This window comes from Ensifer sp. GW101-20A05, from assembly GCF_059424735.1.
Genome location: NZ_JBWKZT010000002.1, coordinates 716,110 through 736,593, shown reverse-complemented (window position 1 = coordinate 736,593; position 20,484 = coordinate 716,110). Strand labels below are relative to the sequence as shown.

The window sequence follows — 20,484 nt, the reverse complement described above, 5'->3', positions numbered from 1 at the left end:
GGTGTCATCCCTTTTTCTTGAGGCGGGCCATCAGGGCCAGGGTGGCGATGGCGCCGAGGACGCAGACGGCGGCGATATAGCCGAAATAGAGCTGGTAGCCGGTGATGCCCGGATAGCGGTCCGAGAGGTATCCGTTGACCAGCGGCAGGTAGGTGTCGGGCGCGTAGCCGACCAGCGAAATGATGCCGATGGCGAGACCGGTGATGTTCGCCGGCACATGGCAATCGTCGAGGATCGCCCAGTAGAGCCCGCGGATCGTATAGGTGATGAGGCCAACGAGCAGCACCAGCCCGACGAAGAGGACGGTCGAGCCGATGCCAGGCAGGGCGATCATTACCACGAGACTGGCGGCCGCGACTATGAAGCTCAGGAGCAGGATGCCGGTCTTGCCGTAGCGGTCGCCGAGCAAGCCACCGCCGATACCGCCCACCGGGCGCAGCCACAGCTTGACCGTGACGATCAGGCCGGCCATGGCGGCGGAAATGCCGAAGCCGCCCTCCTGCAGATAGGCCGAGAAGCTGTAGGTGGCGAGAAAGACGTGGTAGCCGCAGAAGATGATGGCCGCGACCAGCCAGACCTCGGGAATGCTGAGCAGCGTCCTGATGTCGGCGAGAAGGCTGCCCTCGCGCTTGCGCGCGGTCCTGTCCGCGGCAACCGGTTGCGACACCGCGAAATAGGCGATGCCGACGACGACGCAGAAAATGGCGTAGAGCAGCACGACGTCGCGGAAGCCGGTGGCAAGTCCGGCGCCGCGCGTTTCCGTCGTGAAGACGAAGAGCGCGATGGCGACGCTTGCGAGCAGTGCTTCCACCAGGCCACGTCCGCCGTCGAGGATCCCGAAGAAGCGTCCCTGCTCATTGGCACCGGCGATCAGGTTTACCTGCTTGAGCGTCGCTGCCCAGAAGGTGAGACCCGTGGTGACGCCGAAGCCGCAATAGATGACGAGGAGCGACGAATAACCGGGCAGCGTCGCGTACCAGAGACCAAGGAGGCCAGTGCCCACCATCGACAGCAGGATCAGGATGCGCGGTTGGACGCGGTCGGCAAGCCACCCGCTCGGCAGGTAGCCGACGAGGAAGCTGGTGCCGAGGATGGAATAGAGGACGCCAAGCTCGGTGTTGCTCAGCTTCAGCACCTCCAGCATCGTCGTCTGGTAGGACTGACGAAGATAGAGGATCGGATAGATCGCGCCGGCGGCGATCACGATCAGCGCCAGCTGAAGGTAGCGGCTGCGGGCCGACACGGATGGTGCCGCGACTTCGGTTTCGGCAATTGAGCTCACGGGCAGTCTCCTCCCTGGCCGACAGCGAGAGCATTGCCACCGGCCCGGTATTGATGTTGGTGTCAGAGCAATTCCGGCTTCGGTCCGGAATTGCTGAATCTCAAAGGGTCTAGTGTTTCAGGACGACGAGGCGCGTCTGGGTGAATTCCAGCATGCCGTGCTTGCCGTCGTCGCCGCCGAGACCCGAACGTTTCCAGCCGGCATGGAAGCCTTGATAGGGATCGGCCGGGAAGCGGTTGACGTAGAGTTCGCCGGCCTCGATCGCATCGCTGGCACGCATCACCGTGCGGTAATTCTCGGTGAAGAGCACCGAGCTCAGGCCGAACTGATGGTCGCTCGCCTTTGCCAACGCTTCCTCGAAGGTGGAGTAGCGGAGAACGGCGAGCACCGGGCCGAACACTTCCTCGCGAACGATCTCCATGTCCTGCCGGCAGCCGGAAATCAGCGTCGGCGGGTAGAAATAGCCGTCTCCCTCAGGCAGATAGCCGCCGGTCTCAACGACGGCGCCTTCGGCCTTCGCCCGCTCGACCATCTCGTGCACGCGCTTTTGGGCGGCGACATTGGCGAGCGGCCCCATACGACCAGCATCCTCGGCGCGGTCGCCGAATGCGCGGGCGGTAAAGCCTTCGCGCAGCTTGGCAAGCAGCCGATCATGGACGCTTTCATGAACGTAGAGCCGCTCGGCGCTGGTACAGACCTGGCCGCAATGGGTGGTCTTGGCGGCGATGATCATCTGCGCCACGGCATCGAGATCCGCGTCCGGTTCGACGATGACGGGCGTCTTGCCACCGAGTTCGAGCGACGGCTTGGCGATGTTTTCCTTGCAATATTCGAGCACGACGCGGCCGGCCGAAACGCTGCCTGTCAGCGTGATCATACCGATGCCCGGATGGGTGCAGAGCGTCTTCGCGACATCGTGCGACATGGTGAGGATGTTGACGAGGCCGTCGGGCAGACCCGCTTCGACGATTGCCTCGGCGACGGCAAACGCGGAGGTCGGCGTGTTGTTGCTCGGCCGGACGACGACGGCGTTGCCAGCAATCAACGCCGGGGCGATCTTCCGCACTAGCGTGTAGATCGGATAGTTGAACGGGATCAGGCAGGCGGCGACGCCGATCGGCACGCGCTTCAGGATCAGCGTTTCGCCCGGATTGTCGCTCTCGATCACCTCGCCCTCGATGCGGCGGGCCCATTCAGCGTGGTAGCGCATCAGCTCGGCGCCGTAGATCACTTCGGCGGTCGCATCGGCAAGGCTCTTGCCCGACTCCTTCGCCAGCGCGGCACCGATGCGTTCGGCCCGGCTCTCCAACACCGCCGCCAGCCGGCGCAGCGCGTCACCGCGCTGGATTGCCGGCAAGGCACCCCAGACGCGCTGCGCCTTCACCGCGGCATCGACCGCTGCCTTCGCCTCGTCATCCGTTGCCGCCGGCACGGAGGTGAACACCTGGCCGGTCGCCGGATTGCGCACGTCGATCACAGTCGTAGAGGAGCTTTCGATGAAGCGGCCGCCGGAGAAGTTGCGATAGGGGCTCATGGCATCTCGGAATTGTTCGCCGCGATCCGCACGCCGATGGCGGTGCGGGAGGCGGACTAGCCGGGAGAGAGCTTCACGAGCGATGATCCGGCCTCTCTCCCTGACCGCAACCGTCAGGAAAATTGATGCGACGATGCGGAAAAGGGCACAAGCGAGTAATTTTCGGTGAGAGCATTCCAAAAAGGAATGCTTGCTCACTCGGCCCGGTCGGCGGCGGCCTCCGCCAGCAACCAGGCGCGGAAGGCATCGACCTTGCGGTTGCCTGCCGATTGCGGCCGTGTCACGAACCAGTAGGATTCATGGCCCTCGACTGCAACGTCGAAGAGCTGCACCAACTGACCCGACTGCAATTGGTTGCGGACCATCGAGCGGTCGGCAACGGTGACACCGAGCCCGGCGCAGGCTGCCTCGATCGCCAGATCGAGCAGGTCGAATTCCAGTCCGCCGCGGGTATCGACGTCCTGAAAACCCGCCGCATCCAGCCAGTGCCGCCAGGTCAGATAACGCCGGTCGGGCGAGGCAAGCACATGCAGGAAAGTGAAGCGCTGCAGGTCGGACGGACCTTCGACTTTCGCCCCCTCAAGCAAGGACGGCGCGCAGACGACGACATGTCGCTCCGTCATGAGAATGCTGGCATCGAGCATCGGCCACTCGCCGTCGCCGAAGCGGATCGCGCAGTCCAGAAGCCCGCGCTCGGCAAGCGTATCCGTGGCTTCCGTGCTGAGGCTGATATCGACGTCGGGCAGAGCCTCGCGCAACCGGGCAAGACGCGGCAGTAGCCAGCGCTTGGCAAAGGTCGGCGGCACGTTGATCCTGAGCCGGTTCTGGTTGCTCTTCTCGGTGATGCTGCGCAGCGAAACCTCGATGCTGTGAAACGCCTCCTGGATCGTCGCCAGCAGTTCGGCGCCGGCGGGCGTCAGTTCAAGGTGATGGTGGCGGCGGATGAGAAGGTCTTCGCCGAGCGCGTCCTCGAGGTTGCGGACCTGCCGGCTGACGGCACTCTGCGTCAGGTTGAGCCGCTCGGCCGCCCGCGTGAAACTGCGGGTCTGCCCGACCACCTCGAAGACTTTCATCGCCGACAATCCAGGAAGTCTTCGCATCGATATTTTGGCCTCAGAAAGCTTTGCACACACATCTCCGCGACTGTCGTCGCGGGATCGATGCGCACTTTTGCGTGCCACGCTCCAGCGTACAAGCACGAAAATCCAAATCGCTCCAGGCTGACCGCAAGCACGCGCCCGGCTATCTCCGAACGACAAACGGCGGCTTACGCCGCCGCTTGCCTATCCAATCAATCGCCTGGCCAAGCCCAGACGAAAACTGGAAACTCACTCGCTCCTACTCCGCAGCATAAAAGCCGTAGAGCACCGGCATCAGCCCGACCAGCGCTTCAAAACGCTTGAAGGACTTGCGCTCCGGCCGCGTCCAGCCGGTTTCGGCGAGCGCGGAAAGCCGCGGGAACACCAGCCGATCGAAGACAGCCCGGTCGGTCATCGGCTCCGACCATATGCAGCATTGCACGCCGAGCAGGTGTTTCTTCTGCGCGTCGGTCCAGCCCTCAACCGGATCGAATGTGTAGAGCCTTTCCGGATCCGACCAACCGGCCCAGCTGGCGCCAGGCTCCGACCAGGCCGGGCTGTTGGCCATGTCGAGATAGTAGACCTGACCGGGGCAGACGACGATGTCGTAGCCCTCCTCGGCAAGGGCTGCCGACGCCTCGACCGTGCGCCAGCCAAAAAGTAGCGACTTCGCCTTGTCGATGACGTTGCCATGCGCGGCCTCCTGCCAGCCGCCGGTCACGCAGTTGCGGCTGGCGAGGAACGCCTGCACGCGCGCCAGGAATTCACCCTGCAGTACCGCAGCACCCGATCCATCGATTTCGTCGGCGCCGTGGGTGTTGGTGACGACGTTCAGGCGCTTGGCATGGGTTCCGGCAACCTCGTCTCCGGCAAGCGCCCGAAGCCGTGCGAGCGCCTCAGGCGAGCCCGACCAGGCGCCGAGTGGCACTTCATCGGCGCCGACGTGGATGGCCCGCATCGGGAAGAGTTCGATCAGTTCGTCGAAGATGATCTCCAAGACGCGGTAGGTCTCTTCGCGCGCCGGGTTGAGGCAATTGTTGGGGAAGCCCTGAACCGAAAAGTAGCTGCCTTGTTCCTCGGGATCGCGCAGTTCGGGGATTGCCTGCAGCATCGCGAAGGAATGCCCGGGAATGTCGATTTCCGGCATCACCTCGACACCAAGGCTTGCGGCAAGTGTCACGATCTGCCGGATCGCGGCCTTCGTGTAGTAGCCGCCGGTCGGCTGCGGACCGGAGCCGAGCAGCGGCGGGATCTTGCGGCCATGGCCACGCCAGGCGCCGATTTCCGTCAAGGCCGGATAGGCATCGATCTCGACGCGCCAGGCCTCGTCGTCGGTCAGGTGCCAGTGGAAGCGATTGAGCTTGTTCCAGGCCATCAGCCGCAGGAAACGCTCGACTTCGGCGGTGCTGTAGAACTGTCGCGCGACGTCGAGATGGGTGCCGCGCCATCCGAGCGCCGGCTCGTCCCCGATCTCGCCGCCGGTCGGAAACACGAAGGTGCCCGGATGCAGCCGCGCGCCGCGCAGGATCTGCCCGAGCGTGATCAGGCCATAGAGGAGGCCGGTCTGCGTGCTGCCGGAAACGGCGACGCCGGCGGGAGAGAAGCGGATGACATAGGCTTCCGGGCCGAGGTCGCCGGCCTGCGACAGCGAAACCGGAAAGCCGCCTTCCGATGCCGGGCGGACGATACCCTCGACCGGGAACAGACTTGCGGTGAGATCGGCAAACGCCTTTGCAGCGCTCTGAGCTTCCTCGCCCTCGGGTTTGAGGTCGAGCCCCGGAGGCGCCACCAGTTGCCCGGAAACGGAAACGGCCTGCGGCCACGGCACAATCGAGACCGGGACCGGCGCCACCTTCGGCACCGGATAGACGGCAGCACCACGCTTCAGTTCGGAATTGTCACCGTGCGCCCGCGAAGCAAGCACCGCGACCGGCGCCATTGCGCCATCGGAAAGCACCAGGAAGGCAGCGTTGGCGCCATCGGTCCAATGGCGCGGCTCATAGCTCATCCCGTGTGCCTTCAGCGTCCAGGTGGCGCCCGGCGGCACTTCGAGGCCTTCCGGCGGTGCGAACTCCGCATAGTTGGAGAGGCGGATCAGGAGCCGGCCACCTTCAATCTCGGCAGCTGGGTCGATACGAGCCGGGCCGGAAACGCCGAGGCGAAAACCCTTGAGCACTCGATCCGAGTTGTTGGTCAAGGTCAGTGCATAGACCGACCTGTCAGCTGTGCCGATCGGCACCCAGAGGGTTTCCAGCAGGAATTCAGATTTAGCGGCAAACGTCATCAAACGGCTCCATGAATGTTAGTTTCTGCAGCCGGCCGAAGGCCGGCGGAGTACTCGGGGGCTTGACCTGGGTTCACATAGCTCACGTCGGGGCTTGGCCAAGGGCGCGGACGAAATGGTTTTCGGCGACCTCCTCCATCACGTCCGATGCCGGCCGGCTGAGGCGCCGCACCTCTTCGGCATGGGCAAGGAAGCGGGCACTCTGCCCCGGCACGAACGGGCGATCCGGATCGGGCACGGCCGAAAGAAGAAGCTGGGTATAGGGATGGCGAGGGTTGCCGATGACGTCGGCCGTCTCTCCCCATTCGACCATCTGGCCGGCAAACATCACCACAACCTCCTCGGCGATGTGGGCGGCCGTGGCGATATCATGGGTGATGTAGAGCATTGCGAGATTCCGTTCGCGTTTGATGCGCGCGAGAAGCTCCAGGATATCGAGCCTGATCGAAACGTCGAGCATCGACGTCGGCTCGTCGGCGACGAGCACGTCCGGCGCAACAGCAAGCGCCCGGGCGATGTTGACGCGCTGGCGCTGGCCACCGGAGAGCTCATGCGGAAACTTCCGCGCCGTGATGTTTGGATCAAGGCCGACATCGGCTAGCAGCCGCGCGACCGCGGCCTTCGCTTCGCCGACGTTCTTTGCATGGCCATGCAAAAGCAGCGGCCGCGCGAGGTGATGGTAGACGGAGAACACCGGGTTGAGTGACGCGAAGGGGTCCTGAAAAACCATCTGGATCGCGCGGCGACGCAGCTTCTCGGCGGCGCGGTCACCCGCCTCGGTAACATCGGCGCCGCGAAACTGCATCGTTCCGGCACTCGGCGTATCGAGCCGCGCGACGATGCGTGCGCAGGTCGTCTTGCCGCAACCGGATTCGCCGACGAGGGCCAGAGCCCGGCCAGGCTTCAAAGACAGGGATATTCCTCGCAGCGCCTCGACGGCGCCGAAGCTGCGTCTGATGTCCTTCAGCCGGACGATCGCGTCCTGCTGCTGCGGTATTGTCGTCGCTACCGGCATCACATTCATTCGACGACCCCCAGGCTGCGGACGGTGGGTGGCAGTTGCGGGATCGCGCCCCAGAGTTTGCGCGTGTAATCGTGTTGCGGTGCACTGCTGATCTGTTGGGTGTCGCCGACCTCGACCAATTGCCCCTTCAGCATAACACCGATGCGATGGCAGAGCTGCGCCATCAGGTGCAGATCATGGGTGATAAACAGCACCGAGAAGCCGAGGCTGCGCTGCAGATCGACAAGCTGCTCCAGGATTTCCCGCTGCACCACGACATCGAGCGCCGTCGTCGGCTCGTCCATGATGATCAGTTCCGGCTTCAGCGCCAGGCAGATCGCAATGACGATGCGCTGCCGCATGCCGCCACTGAACTGGTGCGGATAGTCGTCGAGGCGATTGATCGGGATGCCGACGAGCCGGAACATTTCTTCGGCCCGCGCCCGGGCCTGGGGCCGCGTCGCGCCGGTGTGTTTGCGCAGCACGTCGAAGAACTGCGCCTCGACCCGCATCAGCGGGTTGAGCGAGTTCATGGCGCTCTGGAACACCATGCCGATCCGCCGCCAACGGACATTCTGCAAGGCGGATTCAGGCATCTTGAGAAGGTCTTGCCCATCGAGCAGGATCTCGCCGCCAGCCACCCAGGCCGGCGCCTTGGAAAGCCGGGTGATCGCATAGGCAATCGTGCTCTTGCCGCAGCCGGATTCACCGGCAAGGCCGAATAGCTCACCGCGCCGAACCTCGAAAGAGACGTCGTTGACCGCGCGAAAGGCGCCGTCGTCGAGCAAGTAGTCGACATTGAGATTGCGGATCTGAAGCAGCGCATCGCTCATCGGGCTGCCTCCAGTTGGCGGCGGCGCAGCCGCGTGAGACGGAGCCAGCGGCTCAACGCCGGACCGGAGCGAAGCTGCGGATTGGCGATCTCGTCGAAGGTGAAATTGATGAGCGCCAGGCCAAGACCGACGAGGGCAATGCCTGCGGCCGGTACGGCGATGTCCCACCAGGCGCCGACGATGATCGCCGAGGAGTTCTGCGCATTGTAGAGCATGGTGCCCCAGGTCACCCGCAGCGGATCGCCGAAGCCGAGATATTCGAGCGTCGTCTGCGCGACGATCGCGTAGATGATGCTGCCGACGACGTTGATGCCGATCAGCGGCACCAGATTGGGCAGGATTTCCACGAAGATCACCCGCCAATGCGGCTCGCCGACCATACGCGCCGCCACCACGAATTCGCGTTGCCTGAGCGCCATGGTCTGCGACCGGGTCATGCGCGCGCCCCAGGGCCAGGAGGTGAGAGCGATGATCGCCATGATCGCCAGCGGCCCAACGGTGCCGGCAAAGGAGGCGAGCAGGATCAATAGCGGAATGTTGGGGATCACCAGCACGGCATTAGTCGCGAGGTCGAGTGTCGCGTCAGTGCGCCCGCCGAAATAGCCGGCGACGAGGCCGACGATGGTGCCGAGCGCGGTAATGGCAAGGCCGGTGGCAAAGCCGACGGAAAGCGATGGCCGCGCGCCCCAGACGAATTGCGAAAAGACGTCGCGGCCCATCTTCGTCGTGCCGAAATAATGCTCGACCGTCGGTGGCTGGTGCGAGCGGCCGACGCGCTCGCTCGGATCGCCGGGCGCCAGAACCGGTGCGAACAGCGCCATCAGACAGAGCGTGAGAATGATGATAAGGCCGGCGACGGCTTTTTTCTGCCGCCAGAACAAGGAGACGCCCGCATTCATGCCCTGCCCTCCCTTATGCGCGGATCGACCACGCCATAGATGATATCGACCAGGAGATTGGCCCCGAGCGTCGCGATCGTCATCAAGAGCAGCTGTCCCTGGATGACCGGATAATCGCGGGCGACACTCGCGGTATAAAGCGTCAGGCCGAGGCCGGGATAGTTGAAGACGATCTCGGTGACGATCGAACCGCCGAAGACCGCCCCCAGCATCAGCGCCAGGTTGGTCAAAACCGGCAGCATGGCATTGCGCGCCGCATAGCCGAACATCACGGCCGCTTCGGACAGGCCCTTGGCGCGTCCCATGGTGACATAATCTTCGCCAAGCACCGAAATCATGCTGGAGCGCATCGTTGTCTGGAACTCGCCGATGAGATAGGGCGAAAGCGTCAGCACCGGCATGATCGCATGCAGGAAGACGCTGCCGAAGAAGGTAAAGTTCAGCCCGGGATCAAGGCTCGGATCATAGGCGTAGCCGACCGGCAGCAGCCGCAGCGTAACGCCAAAGGTGAACAACGTCGCGAGCGCGATGATGACCGGCGGCACGGCGATCAGCACGACCGAGAAGGGCGAGACGAAGCTGTCGAAACGGCCACCACGACGCCAGGCGGCAATGGCGCCTAAGAGCACGCCGATTGAGAGCGAAAAGGCAATCGCCGTGACGACCAGGAACGCGGTCCAGCCGGCCGAGCGGCCGAGAACCTCGACGACGGTCTGCGGGTAATACTTGACCGAAACACCGAGATCGAAATGGGCCAACCCGACGACGTAGTCGACGAACTGCCGCCAGATCGGCTGCTCGATCGCGCCGAAGCGCGCCTTGATCGCCTCGATGGCCGCGGGCGTCGCCCGCGGTCCGAGCTGGGCGATCATGCTGTCGACGGGGCTCCCCGGCATCAGCCGGGGAACCGCGAAATTCATGACGATCGCGAATAGGAACGCCACGCAATAGACGGCAAGCCGTCGACGGGAAAGTCGCATCGTTGGGGCCTGTTGTCGCTTATTGCACGGGCTTGAGGCGGAGCAGGTGCACCAGCCGCATCCGGTTGTTGTCGTGGTCCTCCGGGTTCATGACAGGTTCGTCCTTGGTGACCCAGCCGGTAAAGCGTTTGGTCGAGAATTGGTACCAGGTCGGGCCGTTGAAGACGGGAACGACAGGCAGGTTGTCGGCAACGATCACCTGCACCTGGTCGAACAGCGTCTTGCGCTCCTCGTCCGTCGCGGCGCGGCGGTATTCATCGAAGACCTTGTCGAGCTCGGGGTTGGAATAGCGCGACGGCGCGCTGGTGATGCGCCCGCCGAAGCCGGTCGACAGCGACTGGAAGTAGCCGCGGAAAGGCGTCGGGCCATCGGCGCGGGAATTCATCACCGCCTCGAAGCTGCCGTCGAGGATCTGCTTCTGCCACTGCTCGTATTCGGGCGTGGCAACCGACGCATTGACGCCGATCTTGCGCAGGCCTTCAGTTGCGATCTGCACCGCGTCGATCCAGTCGGTCCAGCCGTTCGGAACGATGATTGGGAAAGCGATCGGCTTGCCGCTCGGCGTGGTGCGGAAGCCGTCGCCGTCCTTCTTGTAACCGGCGTCGTCGAGCAGCTTGTTGGCCTTGTCGATGTCATAGGCCAGCCACTCGTCCTGCGCACCCTCGGCTGCCTTGTTGCGCCAACTGTCGAAGCGCGGCGGCAGGCCGCTCGCAAGGGTGTTGACGACGGGATAGCCAAAGCCGGCAATATCGACCATCGCGGTGCGATCCATCGCGAGGCTGAAGGCGCGCCGGAAGGTCATGTCGTTGAAGGCCTCGGCATTGCCGGGATTCGACGACTTGAAGTTCATCTGGAAGGCAACGGTTTCCGCCGGTGGCTGCCAGTAACCATTGTGCTCGGCGTCAAGGCCGACATAGGTCTTGTCGATCTGCGGCAGGAACGACCCAAACCAGTCGATCGCGCCTTCCGGCAAAAGCGCCAGCATCTGGTCGTTGCCGGAGATCTGCGGCAACTTCAGGCAATCGACCTTGAGCGAGGCGGCGTCCCAATAGTTGGGGTTGCGGCATTGTTCGTAGACCTGCGGCGTGAAGCGGCGGATCTCGGTCATCGGGCCGGAGCCGACAGGCGTTTCGTTCTTGAAGGCCAGCGGATCCTTCACGTCCTTCCAGATGTGCTCGGGCACCACGGGAAAGTCGGCGAGCGATTCCGGGAAATGCGTGTCGACGCCCTTGAGATTAATCTTCACTTCGGTCGGTGATGGCGCCTCCACCGAGGCGACCGTTTCGCCGACGCCGACGGTATCGACGGCCGGGTTCTTCAACATCATCTCGAGGGTAAACTTCATGTCGGCCGAGGTCAGCGGCTTGCCGTCCGACCATTTCACACCGTCACGCAGGGTATAGGTGATCGACTTCAGATCGTCGGCGAACTTGTAACCTGTCGCCAGCCGCCAGACCGGCTTGCCGCTGTCATAGTCGTTGAATATCACCAGCGGTTCGTAGACGAAATCCATGGTGCTCTGCCGCCGGCCGCCGAGGTCGAACGGGTTGAAGTTCTGCACCCAGCTCGTTTGTTCCTCGATGTGCATGGTGAGCACCGCTTCGGCCCGGGCCTCGGCGGCCCCGACCATCATCAGCGCTGCGGCGACCGGTCCAAGACGCCATCGCGCCGCCGTCACCCTCTTCCTCCCGGCCTCCGGAGCGTTACCCAAAAGCCGCATTTCCTCGACTGCCGTCATGACGAATTCCCCCTCAGGTTTCGTTGATCGATCTATTAAGTCAAGTAATTTGACTTAACGATAAGTCTGCCAAAGAGGCGCTGTCAATCGGGCTAATTCGCCCCGCCTAAAGTTTCGGGAAAAGAGGGTGAGTGGTATTTCTCATTGCAATACCAATTGCGGAAATCGAGCCTCGGGGATCGGTTCAGCCGCCCAATTTTGATCGCAGAACAACCTGTCTCAGCATCGCAAAGAGAATCACGGCGCAGCCCAGGATCTGCGAAAGGCTCAATGGCGTCCCGAGAAATGCCAGCGTGAAAGGCAGCACCCAGACCGGTTCGCAGCACATGATGACCGACGCCCTCGCCGCCGAGATCATCTGCTGCCCGCGAAACTGGAGAACTTCCGGAGTTGCCCCGTTAAAACTCAGGATATCTAACGTGCAAGATCATGATAAACTCTACCATTGCGTGTATCAATTCGAAACATAGCGAACTGCGATCCTTGGCCGGAGCGTGGTTTAGCCTGAGCACGCCTCGAAATACCGGCGGACTGCCGGAACCTGCCCAGTGACATCATTCCTTCAACCTACGCAGCTGGAGCTGCTGACAGGAGGCCTACATGTCCGTGCATGAAGCAATTCTCGATCTCGGCTATGATCCCACCATCAGAGAGGATGGCCCGCTCGTCCGGCCGCCGGTGCCTGCGGCGCTGCCGACCTCGGCCACTGTCGACCCACAATATCTCCCGCCTCCGAAGGCGCAGGGGACGCCACGCCATGTCGGCAGTCCCGGGAGTTGCGCCGCCTGGGCTTCGACCTATGGGCTCGCCACCTACACGGCGGCCGCAGCGGCGAGCCAGTCCCCATCGAGCACCGCGCTGCAGGCAAGCCCAGCCCATATCTATATCGAGGTCATGAAGAGCTATGGGCAAAAGGGCTGTGCAGGATCGCGGCTTGCATCCTACCTCAACCTGCTCAAGCAGAGCGGAACGCCGAATTGGCAGACCGCCCCCTATTATCCGAACTGCCCCGAGCTCTGGTCGAGCTACGACCCCAACGCCGCCGCCGATGGCAGCTTCCAGATTCCCGGCTGGGCCATCGTCGAAACCAGCGATCTCGACGCGATCAAGGCGGTCATCGCCGCCGGCGGTGCGCTTTGTTATGGCACGTCGCTCAACGAAGGCTTCATGAAATACGAAGGCCCCGGCCCGATGACGGGCCCCCTCAACAAGGTCCCGAATGTCGGCCATTGCATGCTAATTATCGGCTACGACGACGATCAGCAGGCGATCCTCATCCAAAACAGCTTCGGACAGGACTGGGGCTGCGAGTGGAACGGACGTCGCGGCTACATCTGGATGAGCTATGAGCTGTTCCAATATCTGGCTCAGGGCCAGGCCATGTATGTCACGGCCTGACCCCAGACAGTTCTAGCCCGAATTGGCTTTGAAAGGGCCGTGGCGTTATTCCGCCGCCACGGCCGGCGGATAAGCAAGCGGCTCATTAAGTTCGGCATCCGCATGGACCTCTTCCGCCTTATCCGGCTCGACCGTGTCCTTCTTGGGCTCGCGCCCGAAGAAGAGCGCGTAGCCGGCGGGCAATACCAGAATGGTCAACACCGTCGCGACCAGGATGCCGCCCATCATGGCGTAGGCGAGCGGTCCCCAGAAGACCCCGCGGGAGATCGGGATCAGGGCCAGCACCGCAGTTAGCGCCGTCAGCGTGATCGGGCGGAAGCGTCGCACGGCCGATCCGATGATCGCCTCGGCGCGGTCCATGCCGGCGGCAATGTCCTGGTCGATCTGGTCGACCAGGATGATCGAGTTGCGCATGATGATGCCGAGCAGCGCGATGACGCCGAGGATCGCGACGAAGCCGAAAGGGGCACCGCTGATGAGCAGGGCCGCCGCCGCACCGATGATGCCGAGCGGTCCGGTGGCGAGAACCAGCATCGCCTTGCCGAAATGCTGGAGCTGGATCATCAACAGCACGACGATGACGCCGAGCATGATTGGCGCCTTGGCGGCGATCGAGGCCTGGCTTTCGGCTGAATCTTCGGCCCCACCCTGAATGGCGATCGAATAGCCGGCAGGCAGGCTGTCGCGCAGCGGTTGCATCTCACCGAACATCTTCATCGCCACGTCGTTCGGCTGCACGCCGTCCGGCAAGGTTCCTCGCACGGTGATCGTCGGCAGGCGGTCACGGCGCCATTCGATGCCCTGCTCGAGTACCGGTACGACCTTGGCGACCTGCGAGAGCGGCACGAAGCCGCCGAAATCGGTCGGGATGTAGATGGAATCGACCGAGCTCAGCAATTTGCGGCTTTCGGCCGGCTCGCGGGCGACGATCGCCACCGTCTCCTCGCCGTCGCGGAAGTTGTCGAGCGGCGCGCCGGTGACGCTCGCCTGCAGCATCTGGCGGATGCGCTGGGATGTGACGCCAAGCGCGCGGGCGCGATCCTGGTCGATGACCAGCTTCATGCCCGCTACCGGCTCCAGCCAATCGTCGTGAACGGCGCCCAGAAGTGGGTTCTCGTGGAACTTCGCCGTTACCCGGTCGGCAATGCGCCTGACCTCTTCGCGGTCCGGACCCATGACGCGCATCTGTACCGGCCAGCCGGTCGGCGGCCCCAGGAACAGGCGGTCGACCTTGGAACGGATCGACGGGAAGTCGGCGGCAAGGATCGCACGCATCTTGGCAATCAGCCGCTCGCGCGCCGGTTCGTCCTTGGCCATGACAAGAAGCTGGGCGAAGTTCGGATTACGCAGTTGCTGGTCGAGCGGCAGGAAGAAGCGCGGGGCTCCCTCGCCGATATAGGTGGCGATGAAGCGCTTGTCCTCATCATCCATCATCCGGGCTTCAAGCGCCTTGGCCTGCTTTTCGACCTCCTTAATGCTCGTGCCCTCGGGCAGCCACAGATCGACCAGGATTTCCGGCCGCGACGACTGCGGGAAGAAGTTCTTCGGAATGAACTGGAAGGCCCAGAGGCTGACGAAGAAGATGGCGAGCGTGGTCGAAAGCACGATGATGCGATGGCGCACCGCCCAGGCAACCGTCGAACGCAGATGACGATAGAAGCGCGTGTCGAAGACGTCGTGATGGTTTCCGGCGTGGCTGCGCTGCTTCAAGAGCATGTTGCCGAGCCAGGGCGTGAAATAGACCGCAACGAACCAGGAGACGACCAGCGCGATGCCGACCACATAAAACAGCGAACGTACATATTCGCCGGCGGTCGAGGCGGCAAAGCCAACAGGAATGAAGCCGGCGGTGGTGATCAGCGTGCCGGTCAGCATCGGGAAGGCGGTGGAGGTATAGGCGAAGCTCGCGGCTTCGACCTTGACCAGTCCCTCCTCCAGTTTTCTTTCCATCATCTCGACGACGATCATGGCGTCGTCGACCAGGAGGCCGAGCGCAATGATGAGGGCGCCGAGCGAGATGCGCTGCAGATCGATGCCAAGCTCGTACATGATGGCGAAGGTCGCGGCGAGCACCAGCGGGATGGTGATCGCGATCACCAGGCCCGAGCGCCAGCCGATCGACAGGAACGATACGATGAGCACGATCGCCAGCGCTTCGCCGAGCGCCTTCATGAACTCGCCGACTGCTTCCTTGACGACCTCAGGCTGGTTGGAGACCTGGTCGACACTGACCCCATAGGGCAGCGACGTCTCGAAGCGCTGATAGGTCTCTTCGACCGCCTTGCCGACATCCGTCACCTTGAAGCCCTTGGCCATGACGACGCCGATCTGGACGCTGTCCTGGCCGTTGAAGCGGAATTTGCGCGAATAGGGATCCTCGAGCCCGGAGCTTACCGTGGCGATATCGCCAAGGCGCGTGACCTGGCCGCCGGCGCGAAGCCTAAGGTTCTTCAGGTCCTCGACCTTGTCGAGGCTGCCTTCGACCGAGATGCGCACCGAGAGGGAACCGGTATCGACGGAGCCGGCCGGGTCGATATTGTTCTGACCGGCAATCGTGCTGCGTAGGTCGTTGAGCGTCAGGCCGCGTTCGGCGAGCACCTTGGAGGAAACGTCGATATAGATCTTCTCCGGCTGGTCGCCGATGATCACAGCCTTCTCGACGCCCGGCGTCGTCAGCAGCATATCGCGCGCCTGGATCGCGAATTTCTTCAGCTCCGGATAGCTGTAGCCCTCGCCGCTTAGTGAATTGAGCGTGATGAAGGTGTCGCCGAACTCATCGTTGAAATAGGGGCCGAGCAAGCTTTCGGGCAGTTCGTTGGAGATGTCGCCGACCTTCTTGCGCACCTGGTAGAATGCGTCCGCCACTTGCTCGGCATTGGTATCGCCTTCAACCTGCAGCGTGATGATCGCACTGCCGGCGCGGGTATAGGAGCGCACGAAATCGAGGTGCGGCGTTTCCTGCAACTTCCGCTCGATCTTGTTGACGACCTGGTCCTGCATTTCCTCGATCGAGGCGCCTGGCCAGAAGGCTTGCACCACCATGACGCGGAAGGTGAAGTCCGGATCCTCCTTCTGCCCCATGCGCATCAGGCCGAAGGCACCGGCGAGAATGATGAGGCCGAACAGGAACCGCGCCATGCTGGGATGCGCGATCGCCCAGCGCGAAAGGTTGAAAGGCCGCTTTTCTTCGGAAGAGGAGGTCATCATCGGCTCGGTTCCGCTATCCTGGTGACGTCAGCGCACAACGGTTTCGGCTGCGGCAGCAGCCTGGTGCGTCGTATCGTTGGAGATCGTCACCTTGAGATCGTCCGTCATGAACTGCGTTCCGGCGGCAACAACGAGATCGCCGACTTTGAGGCCTTCGGTGACCCGCACACCATTGGTGGTGAAGTCTGCAAGCGTGACCGGGCGGCTGCGGACGGTTTCCGTACCGCGGTCGACGACCCAGACGATCGGATAGCCATCCTTCTCAGCCAGCGCGCTCAAGGGTACCGAGACGAACGACACGCCATTGCCGGCAGAAGCTTCGATGGTCGCGGTCATGCCGAGAAGGACGCGTTGGTCGTTCGGCAGGCTGACACGCACCGAGAAGGTGCGCGATTGCTGGTCGGCGCTGCCGGCAACCTCGCGCACGGTGCCATCGAGCGACAGGCCCGCATCGGACCAGATCCCGACCTTGACCGGCAAGCCAACCTTGAAATTGCTGATTTCCGTTTCGGGTACTGCGACCTGGACTTCCTTTTCGCCTTCGACTGCAACGGTGGCGACCGGCGTGCCAGAACCGACGACCTGGCCGACATCGGCGTTGATCGAGGTCACGATGCCCGGCCGGTCGGCGACGAGGCTGGTATAGACCACCTGGTTCTTCGCCTGTGACAGTGCCGACTTTGCTGCATCGCGCGTGGCGACGGCCTGGTTGTAACTCAGCACCGCCTGGTCGAACTGGGCCTGCGAGGCGAATTTCCTGGCAAGCAGCTGCTTGGCGCGGTCGCGCACCAGCTCGACCGTTTCGACCTGACGCTCGGCCGCATCCAGATTGGCGGACGCGCTGCGCACCGCGAGCTCGTAGTCGGTCGGGTCGATGCGGGCGAGAAGATCGCCAACCTTGACGCGGTCACCAACATTGACGACGCGCTCGACGATCTTGCCACTGACGCGGAAGCCGAGATTCATCTCGGTCCGTGCCCGCACGGCGCCGGAATAGCTGAGCTGGCGTACATTGTCGGCCTGGGCGATCTCGACGACCTTGACCGGGCGCACGACTTCAGCGGTTTCGGACTTTTCTTCCGAGCAGCCGGCAAGCGCCGCCGAGAGGGTCGAAATCAGCGCAACGGTGGCAATGAATGAAATACGGCGGCGAAATTCAATCGGCATAAACATAGTCGCACTCCTGAAAAATAGGCCGACGCCGCATTGGCGCCGGAAGCAGTCCGGCTAAACCTTCAGTCCCTTGATTACGAATTCGACCAGCTCTTCCGGTGCCGCGCGGTTTGTCTTGCTGAGACACTGCGCAACCATTTGCGGATGACAGAGCGTGACGGTCGCCGCACCGAAACAGCGCGACGCCGCATCGGCGTCCTGTTCCGGGAACTCGCCGGCGGCGATGCCTTCGCGAATTACGTCGGCGAGAAGCGCGTCGAGCCTGTCGATATGCTTGTCGATGACGTGCCACTCGCGTTCGATGGCAACGACCACCATTTCATGCACCTTCGTATCGTCGAGCATGAGCTCAACGGTCATCTGATGCTGCGCGTGGACGTAACGCCGCAGCCGCTCGCTCGCACTCAATGGCAAGGCGCAGATCTCCTGGGCCATCTGGTAGCTGGCCGCCAGCATGCGGCCGCAGATCGCCTGATGGATCTCCGTCTTCGAGGCGAAGAAGCGGTAGATGTTCGCCGGCGACATGCCGAGTTCCTTGGCAATGTCGGCGACATTGGTCTTGCTGTAGCCGAAATGCCGGAACAACCGCTCCGCTGCGTCGAGGATCCGCGTGATGTTGTCCTGACGCGTCTGATCCACGACGTTATCGCTGCTCACCTGCATCGCTTGCCTTTCGATTTACGACTGACGAATTTTGTATTTCGTCAGTCGTAAATCGAAATGAGACACTCGTCAATGAAAGAATACGCTCGCACGTTCACGATTTGATAACCAACATTGAGCTCGCCGCGCGCGGCCGAACGCCTCCCAATGTCACCCGGCTGTCGTTGACTCGACACGCTATGGTGGTTACTGGCGCTTCTGGAGCCGCGTTTCTCGGATTCTTCTCAAGGGGTTAGCAACTTATGGCCACAGGTCTCATCGCCCTCCTCGACGACATCGCGGCCATTGCCAAGATGGCGGCCGCTTCGCTGGACGACGTCGCGGCCCAGACCGCGAAGGCCAGCGCCAAGGCAGCCGGCGTCGTGATCGACGACGCTGCGGTGACGCCGCGCTACGTGGTGGGGCTGACGCCTGAACGGGAACTGCCGATCATTGCGCGGATCGCCCTTGGTTCACTGAAGAACAAGTTGCTCTTCCTTTTGCCCGGCGCACTGCTGCTCGGCTATTTCGCGCCCTGGGCGATCACGCCGCTGCTGATGCTCGGCGGCATCTATCTCTGCTACGAGGGGGCCGAGAAGCTTTACGGCGCAATCTTTCCGCATGCGGCCCACGCGCACGAGGAAGCGGTTCTCGGGGAAAAGAGCGATCCGCTGGCGCTTGAAAACGAGAGGGTTGCCGGCGCCATCCGTACCGACTTCATTCTCTCGGCCGAGATCATGGCGCTGACCCTGTCGACCGTCGCCGATGCCGACATCTACATGCAGGGCGCTGTACTCGCCGGCGTCGGCATCCTGATTACGCTCGCCGTCTATGGGGTCGTCGCGCTCATCGTCAAAGCCGACGATGCCGGCGTCGCGCTGGCGAAGAACCCGCTGTCCGCCGTACGCGTTTTCGGCCGCGGCCTCGTTCTCGGCATGCCCGCATTCCTGAAAGTTCTTGCTGCGATCGGCACTGCGGCCATGCTCTGGGTCGGCGGCAGCATCCTCGTGCATGGCATGGCGCAACTGGGCCAGGCCGGGCCGGAACACTTCATCCACGATGTCTCCGAAAGCGTTGCCCACACGCTGACGGTCGCCCCGGCGGTCGTCGGCTGGTTCACGACCTCGGCGCTCCAGGCCCTGCTTGCCATCGCCGTCGGCGCCGCAACCATCGTCGTCATGGGCAACGTCGTCGCGCCGATCTGGAGCCGCCTGCGGCCGGCAAAGAGCTAGATACTTTCGCAAACATGGATCGGGAAGGAGGCCGCCCGCGGCCTCCTGATAATTGATTTCCGATCTCTTCGGCGGCCTACCGCTTGTACTTCACGCCCGGCAGCACGCAGAGCATTTCGTAAAGCAGATTCGCCGCGGTGATCGCCGTGGTGCCGGTCGTATCGAAAGGCGGGCTGACCTCGACGAGATCGGCGCCGACGAGATTGAGACCGCGACAGCCGCGGATGATTTCGATCGCCTGAATGACCGTCAGGCCGCCGATCTCGGGCGTGCCGGTGCCCGGCGCATAGGCCGGGTCGAGGCTGTCGATATCGAAGGTCAGGTAGGTCTTGTGGTTGCCGATCTTGGCGCGAATGCCTTCGATCAGCGGCACGAGCGACTTGTGCCAGCATTCCTCGGCCGGCACGACGGTGAAGCCCTTGTCGCGCGACCAGTCGAAGTCATCGGACGCATAGCCGGTGCCGCGCAGACCGATCTGGAACACGAGATTGGGATTGAGGCAGCCATCCTCGAAAGCGCGCCGGAACGGCGTGCCATGCGCGATCTTTTCGCCGAACATCGTGTCGTTGATATCCGCGTGCGCGTCGACATGGATGAGAGCGACCGGACCGTGCTTCTCGGCAATCGCCTTCAGGATCGGATAGCTGATCGTGTGATCGCCGCCGAGCGTCAGCGGAATGCAGTCGTGCTTGAGGATCTCGCCGATGTTGCGGGTGATGATCTCCATGTTGGCCGGCAGGTTGAAGGTGTTGATGGCGATGTCGCCGATGTCCGCCACCTGCAGGCTTTCAAACGGCGCTGCACCGGTCGCCATGTTGTAGGGGCGGATCATCACGGATTCAGCGCGGATCTGCCGCGGCCCGTAGCGCGTTCCGGAACGGTTGGATGCGCCGATATCCATGGGAATGCCGACGAAACAGGCGTCGAGGCCCGCGGCCGACGCTGCCGCCGGCAGGCGCATCATCGTACCCGGACCGCCGAAGCGGGGCATGTCGTTGCCGCCGAGCGGCTGGTTGAATTTCTCTTCCATGGAAGCTCTCCCTTTTGATGTCGCCGGAACCTATCAGGCGCTGCTGGCCGAGAAATGCGGGATTGATCGAATGTTACTTCGATCGCGATCAAACCAACATGTCTGACAGAGCAAATCCAAGCGTCGACTGCCATGTACGACGGTGCCCCGCCTCCCGCACCTAGCCAAAG

Annotated in this window: 16 protein-coding genes; 2 read left to right on the top strand and 14 right to left on the bottom strand. The window is 63.0% G+C overall.

The window, feature by feature from the left end; translation table 11 throughout:
* Positions 1–4 precede the first annotated feature (4 nt).
* The 10 genes from AC070A_RS08480 to AC070A_RS08435 form a co-directional block, all read right to left on the bottom strand.
* A complete protein-coding gene (locus AC070A_RS08480; protein ID WP_492383823.1) occupies positions 5–1,282 on the bottom strand; it encodes an MFS transporter in 1,278 nt (425 codons plus the stop codon).
* Positions 1,283–1,391: 109 nt separating this feature from the next.
* Entirely contained in the window at positions 1,392–2,816 is a 1,425-nt protein-coding gene (gene aldA / locus AC070A_RS08475; RefSeq protein ID WP_492383822.1) for an aldehyde dehydrogenase, read from the bottom strand.
* Positions 2,817–3,010: 194 nt separating this feature from the next.
* The gene (locus AC070A_RS08470) at positions 3,011–3,889 is read right to left on the bottom strand and encodes a LysR substrate-binding domain-containing protein (protein WP_112996426.1); all 879 of its coding nucleotides are present in this window, start codon (positions 3,887–3,889) and stop codon (positions 3,011–3,013) included.
* A 265-nt stretch (positions 3,890–4,154) separates the two neighbouring features.
* Positions 4,155–6,179 carry a beta-N-acetylhexosaminidase gene (locus AC070A_RS08465; protein ID WP_492383821.1) on the bottom strand — a complete coding sequence of 675 codons (2,025 nt, stop codon included), beginning with the start codon at positions 6,177–6,179 and terminating at the stop codon, positions 4,155–4,157.
* Positions 6,180–6,261: 82 nt separating this feature from the next.
* A complete protein-coding gene (locus tag AC070A_RS08460) occupies positions 6,262–7,203 on the bottom strand; it encodes an ABC transporter ATP-binding protein (RefSeq protein ID WP_057255404.1) in 942 nt (313 codons plus the stop codon).
* Positions 7,200–8,015 (bottom strand): ABC transporter ATP-binding protein, encoded by an 816-nt coding sequence (locus AC070A_RS08455; RefSeq protein ID WP_112996428.1) that lies wholly within the window; start codon positions 8,013–8,015, stop codon positions 7,200–7,202. The genes AC070A_RS08460 and AC070A_RS08455 overlap by 4 nt, the downstream gene beginning before the upstream one ends.
* On the bottom strand, positions 8,012–8,914 hold the full coding sequence (locus tag AC070A_RS08450) for an ABC transporter permease (protein WP_492383820.1): 903 nt from the start codon (positions 8,912–8,914) through the stop codon (positions 8,012–8,014). Before AC070A_RS08450 ends, AC070A_RS08455 begins: the two co-directional genes overlap by 4 nt.
* Positions 8,911–9,894, bottom strand: coding sequence for an ABC transporter permease (locus AC070A_RS08445; protein WP_112996430.1), 984 nt, complete (start codon positions 9,892–9,894; stop codon positions 8,911–8,913). The genes AC070A_RS08450 and AC070A_RS08445 overlap by 4 nt, the downstream gene beginning before the upstream one ends.
* Before the next feature lie 19 nt (positions 9,895–9,913).
* Complete coding sequence (locus tag AC070A_RS08440) at positions 9,914–11,527, bottom strand: ABC transporter substrate-binding protein (RefSeq protein ID WP_113132622.1); 1,614 nt, start codon at positions 11,525–11,527, stop codon at positions 9,914–9,916.
* A gap of 289 nt (positions 11,528–11,816) precedes the next feature.
* Positions 11,817–12,041 carry an EamA family transporter gene (locus tag AC070A_RS08435; protein ID WP_492384392.1) on the bottom strand — a complete coding sequence of 75 codons (225 nt, stop codon included), beginning with the start codon at positions 12,039–12,041 and terminating at the stop codon, positions 11,817–11,819.
* A gap of 191 nt (positions 12,042–12,232) precedes the next feature.
* Here AC070A_RS08435 and AC070A_RS08430 point away from each other — a divergent pair, with 191 nt between their 5' ends.
* Positions 12,233–13,030, top strand: a complete 798-nt coding sequence (locus AC070A_RS08430; protein WP_112996432.1) for a C1 family peptidase — start codon at positions 12,233–12,235, stop codon at positions 13,028–13,030.
* 45 nt (positions 13,031–13,075) lie between these two features.
* On the opposite strand, the gene AC070A_RS08425 is transcribed toward AC070A_RS08430, so the two are convergent.
* Genes AC070A_RS08425 through AC070A_RS08415 form a run of 3 tightly spaced genes read right to left on the bottom strand, consistent with a single transcriptional unit; the run spans position 13,076 to position 18,073 of the window.
* Positions 13,076–16,234, bottom strand: a complete 3,159-nt coding sequence (locus tag AC070A_RS08425; protein WP_112996522.1) for an efflux RND transporter permease subunit — start codon at positions 16,232–16,234, stop codon at positions 13,076–13,078.
* Between the two features lie 30 nt (positions 16,235–16,264).
* Positions 16,265–17,410: an efflux RND transporter periplasmic adaptor subunit gene (locus tag AC070A_RS08420; RefSeq protein WP_375293090.1), complete on the bottom strand. Its 1,146-nt coding sequence runs from the start codon at positions 17,408–17,410 to the stop codon at positions 16,265–16,267.
* A gap of 54 nt (positions 17,411–17,464) precedes the next feature.
* Positions 17,465–18,073 (bottom strand): TetR/AcrR family transcriptional regulator, encoded by a 609-nt coding sequence (locus tag AC070A_RS08415; RefSeq protein WP_492383819.1) that lies wholly within the window; start codon positions 18,071–18,073, stop codon positions 17,465–17,467.
* A gap of 242 nt (positions 18,074–18,315) precedes the next feature.
* Here AC070A_RS08415 and AC070A_RS08410 point away from each other — a divergent pair, with 242 nt between their 5' ends.
* Positions 18,316–19,284: a DUF808 domain-containing protein gene (locus tag AC070A_RS08410; RefSeq protein WP_057255396.1), complete on the top strand. Its 969-nt coding sequence runs from the start codon at positions 18,316–18,318 to the stop codon at positions 19,282–19,284.
* Positions 19,285–19,360: 76 nt separating this feature from the next.
* On the opposite strand, the gene speB is transcribed toward AC070A_RS08410, so the two are convergent.
* A complete protein-coding gene (gene speB / locus AC070A_RS08405; protein ID WP_057255395.1) occupies positions 19,361–20,314 on the bottom strand; it encodes an agmatinase in 954 nt (317 codons plus the stop codon).
* Positions 20,315–20,484: the final 170 nt, after the last annotated feature.

Coding starts and splice junctions, on each gene's coding strand:
- aldA (WP_492383822.1), bottom strand. CDS start 2,816: ATGAGCCCCTATCGCAACTTCTCCGGCGGCCGCTTCATCGAAAGCTCC.
- AC070A_RS08470 (WP_112996426.1), bottom strand. CDS start 3,889: ATGAAAGTCTTCGAGGTGGTCGGGCAGACCCGCAGTTTCACGCGGGCG.
- AC070A_RS08465 (WP_492383821.1), bottom strand. CDS start 6,179: ATGACGTTTGCCGCTAAATCTGAATTCCTGCTGGAAACCCTCTGGGTG.
- AC070A_RS08460 (WP_057255404.1), bottom strand. CDS start 7,203: ATGAATGTGATGCCGGTAGCGACGACAATACCGCAGCAGCAGGACGCG.
- AC070A_RS08455 (WP_112996428.1), bottom strand. CDS start 8,015: ATGAGCGATGCGCTGCTTCAGATCCGCAATCTCAATGTCGACTACTTG.
- AC070A_RS08450 (WP_492383820.1), bottom strand. CDS start 8,914: ATGAATGCGGGCGTCTCCTTGTTCTGGCGGCAGAAAAAAGCCGTCGCC.
- AC070A_RS08445 (WP_112996430.1), bottom strand. CDS start 9,894: ATGCGACTTTCCCGTCGACGGCTTGCCGTCTATTGCGTGGCGTTCCTA.
- AC070A_RS08440 (WP_113132622.1), bottom strand. CDS start 11,527: ATGATGGTCGGGGCCGCCGAGGCCCGGGCCGAAGCGGTGCTCACCATG.
- AC070A_RS08430 (WP_112996432.1), top strand. CDS start 12,233: ATGTCCGTGCATGAAGCAATTCTCGATCTCGGCTATGATCCCACCATC.
- AC070A_RS08425 (WP_112996522.1), bottom strand. CDS start 16,234: ATGACCTCCTCTTCCGAAGAAAAGCGGCCTTTCAACCTTTCGCGCTGG.
- AC070A_RS08420 (WP_375293090.1), bottom strand. CDS start 17,410: ATGTTTATGCCGATTGAATTTCGCCGCCGTATTTCATTCATTGCCACC.
- AC070A_RS08415 (WP_492383819.1), bottom strand. CDS start 18,073: ATGCAGGTGAGCAGCGATAACGTCGTGGATCAGACGCGTCAGGACAAC.
- AC070A_RS08410 (WP_057255396.1), top strand. CDS start 18,316: ATGGCCACAGGTCTCATCGCCCTCCTCGACGACATCGCGGCCATTGCC.
- speB (WP_057255395.1), bottom strand. CDS start 20,314: ATGGAAGAGAAATTCAACCAGCCGCTCGGCGGCAACGACATGCCCCGC.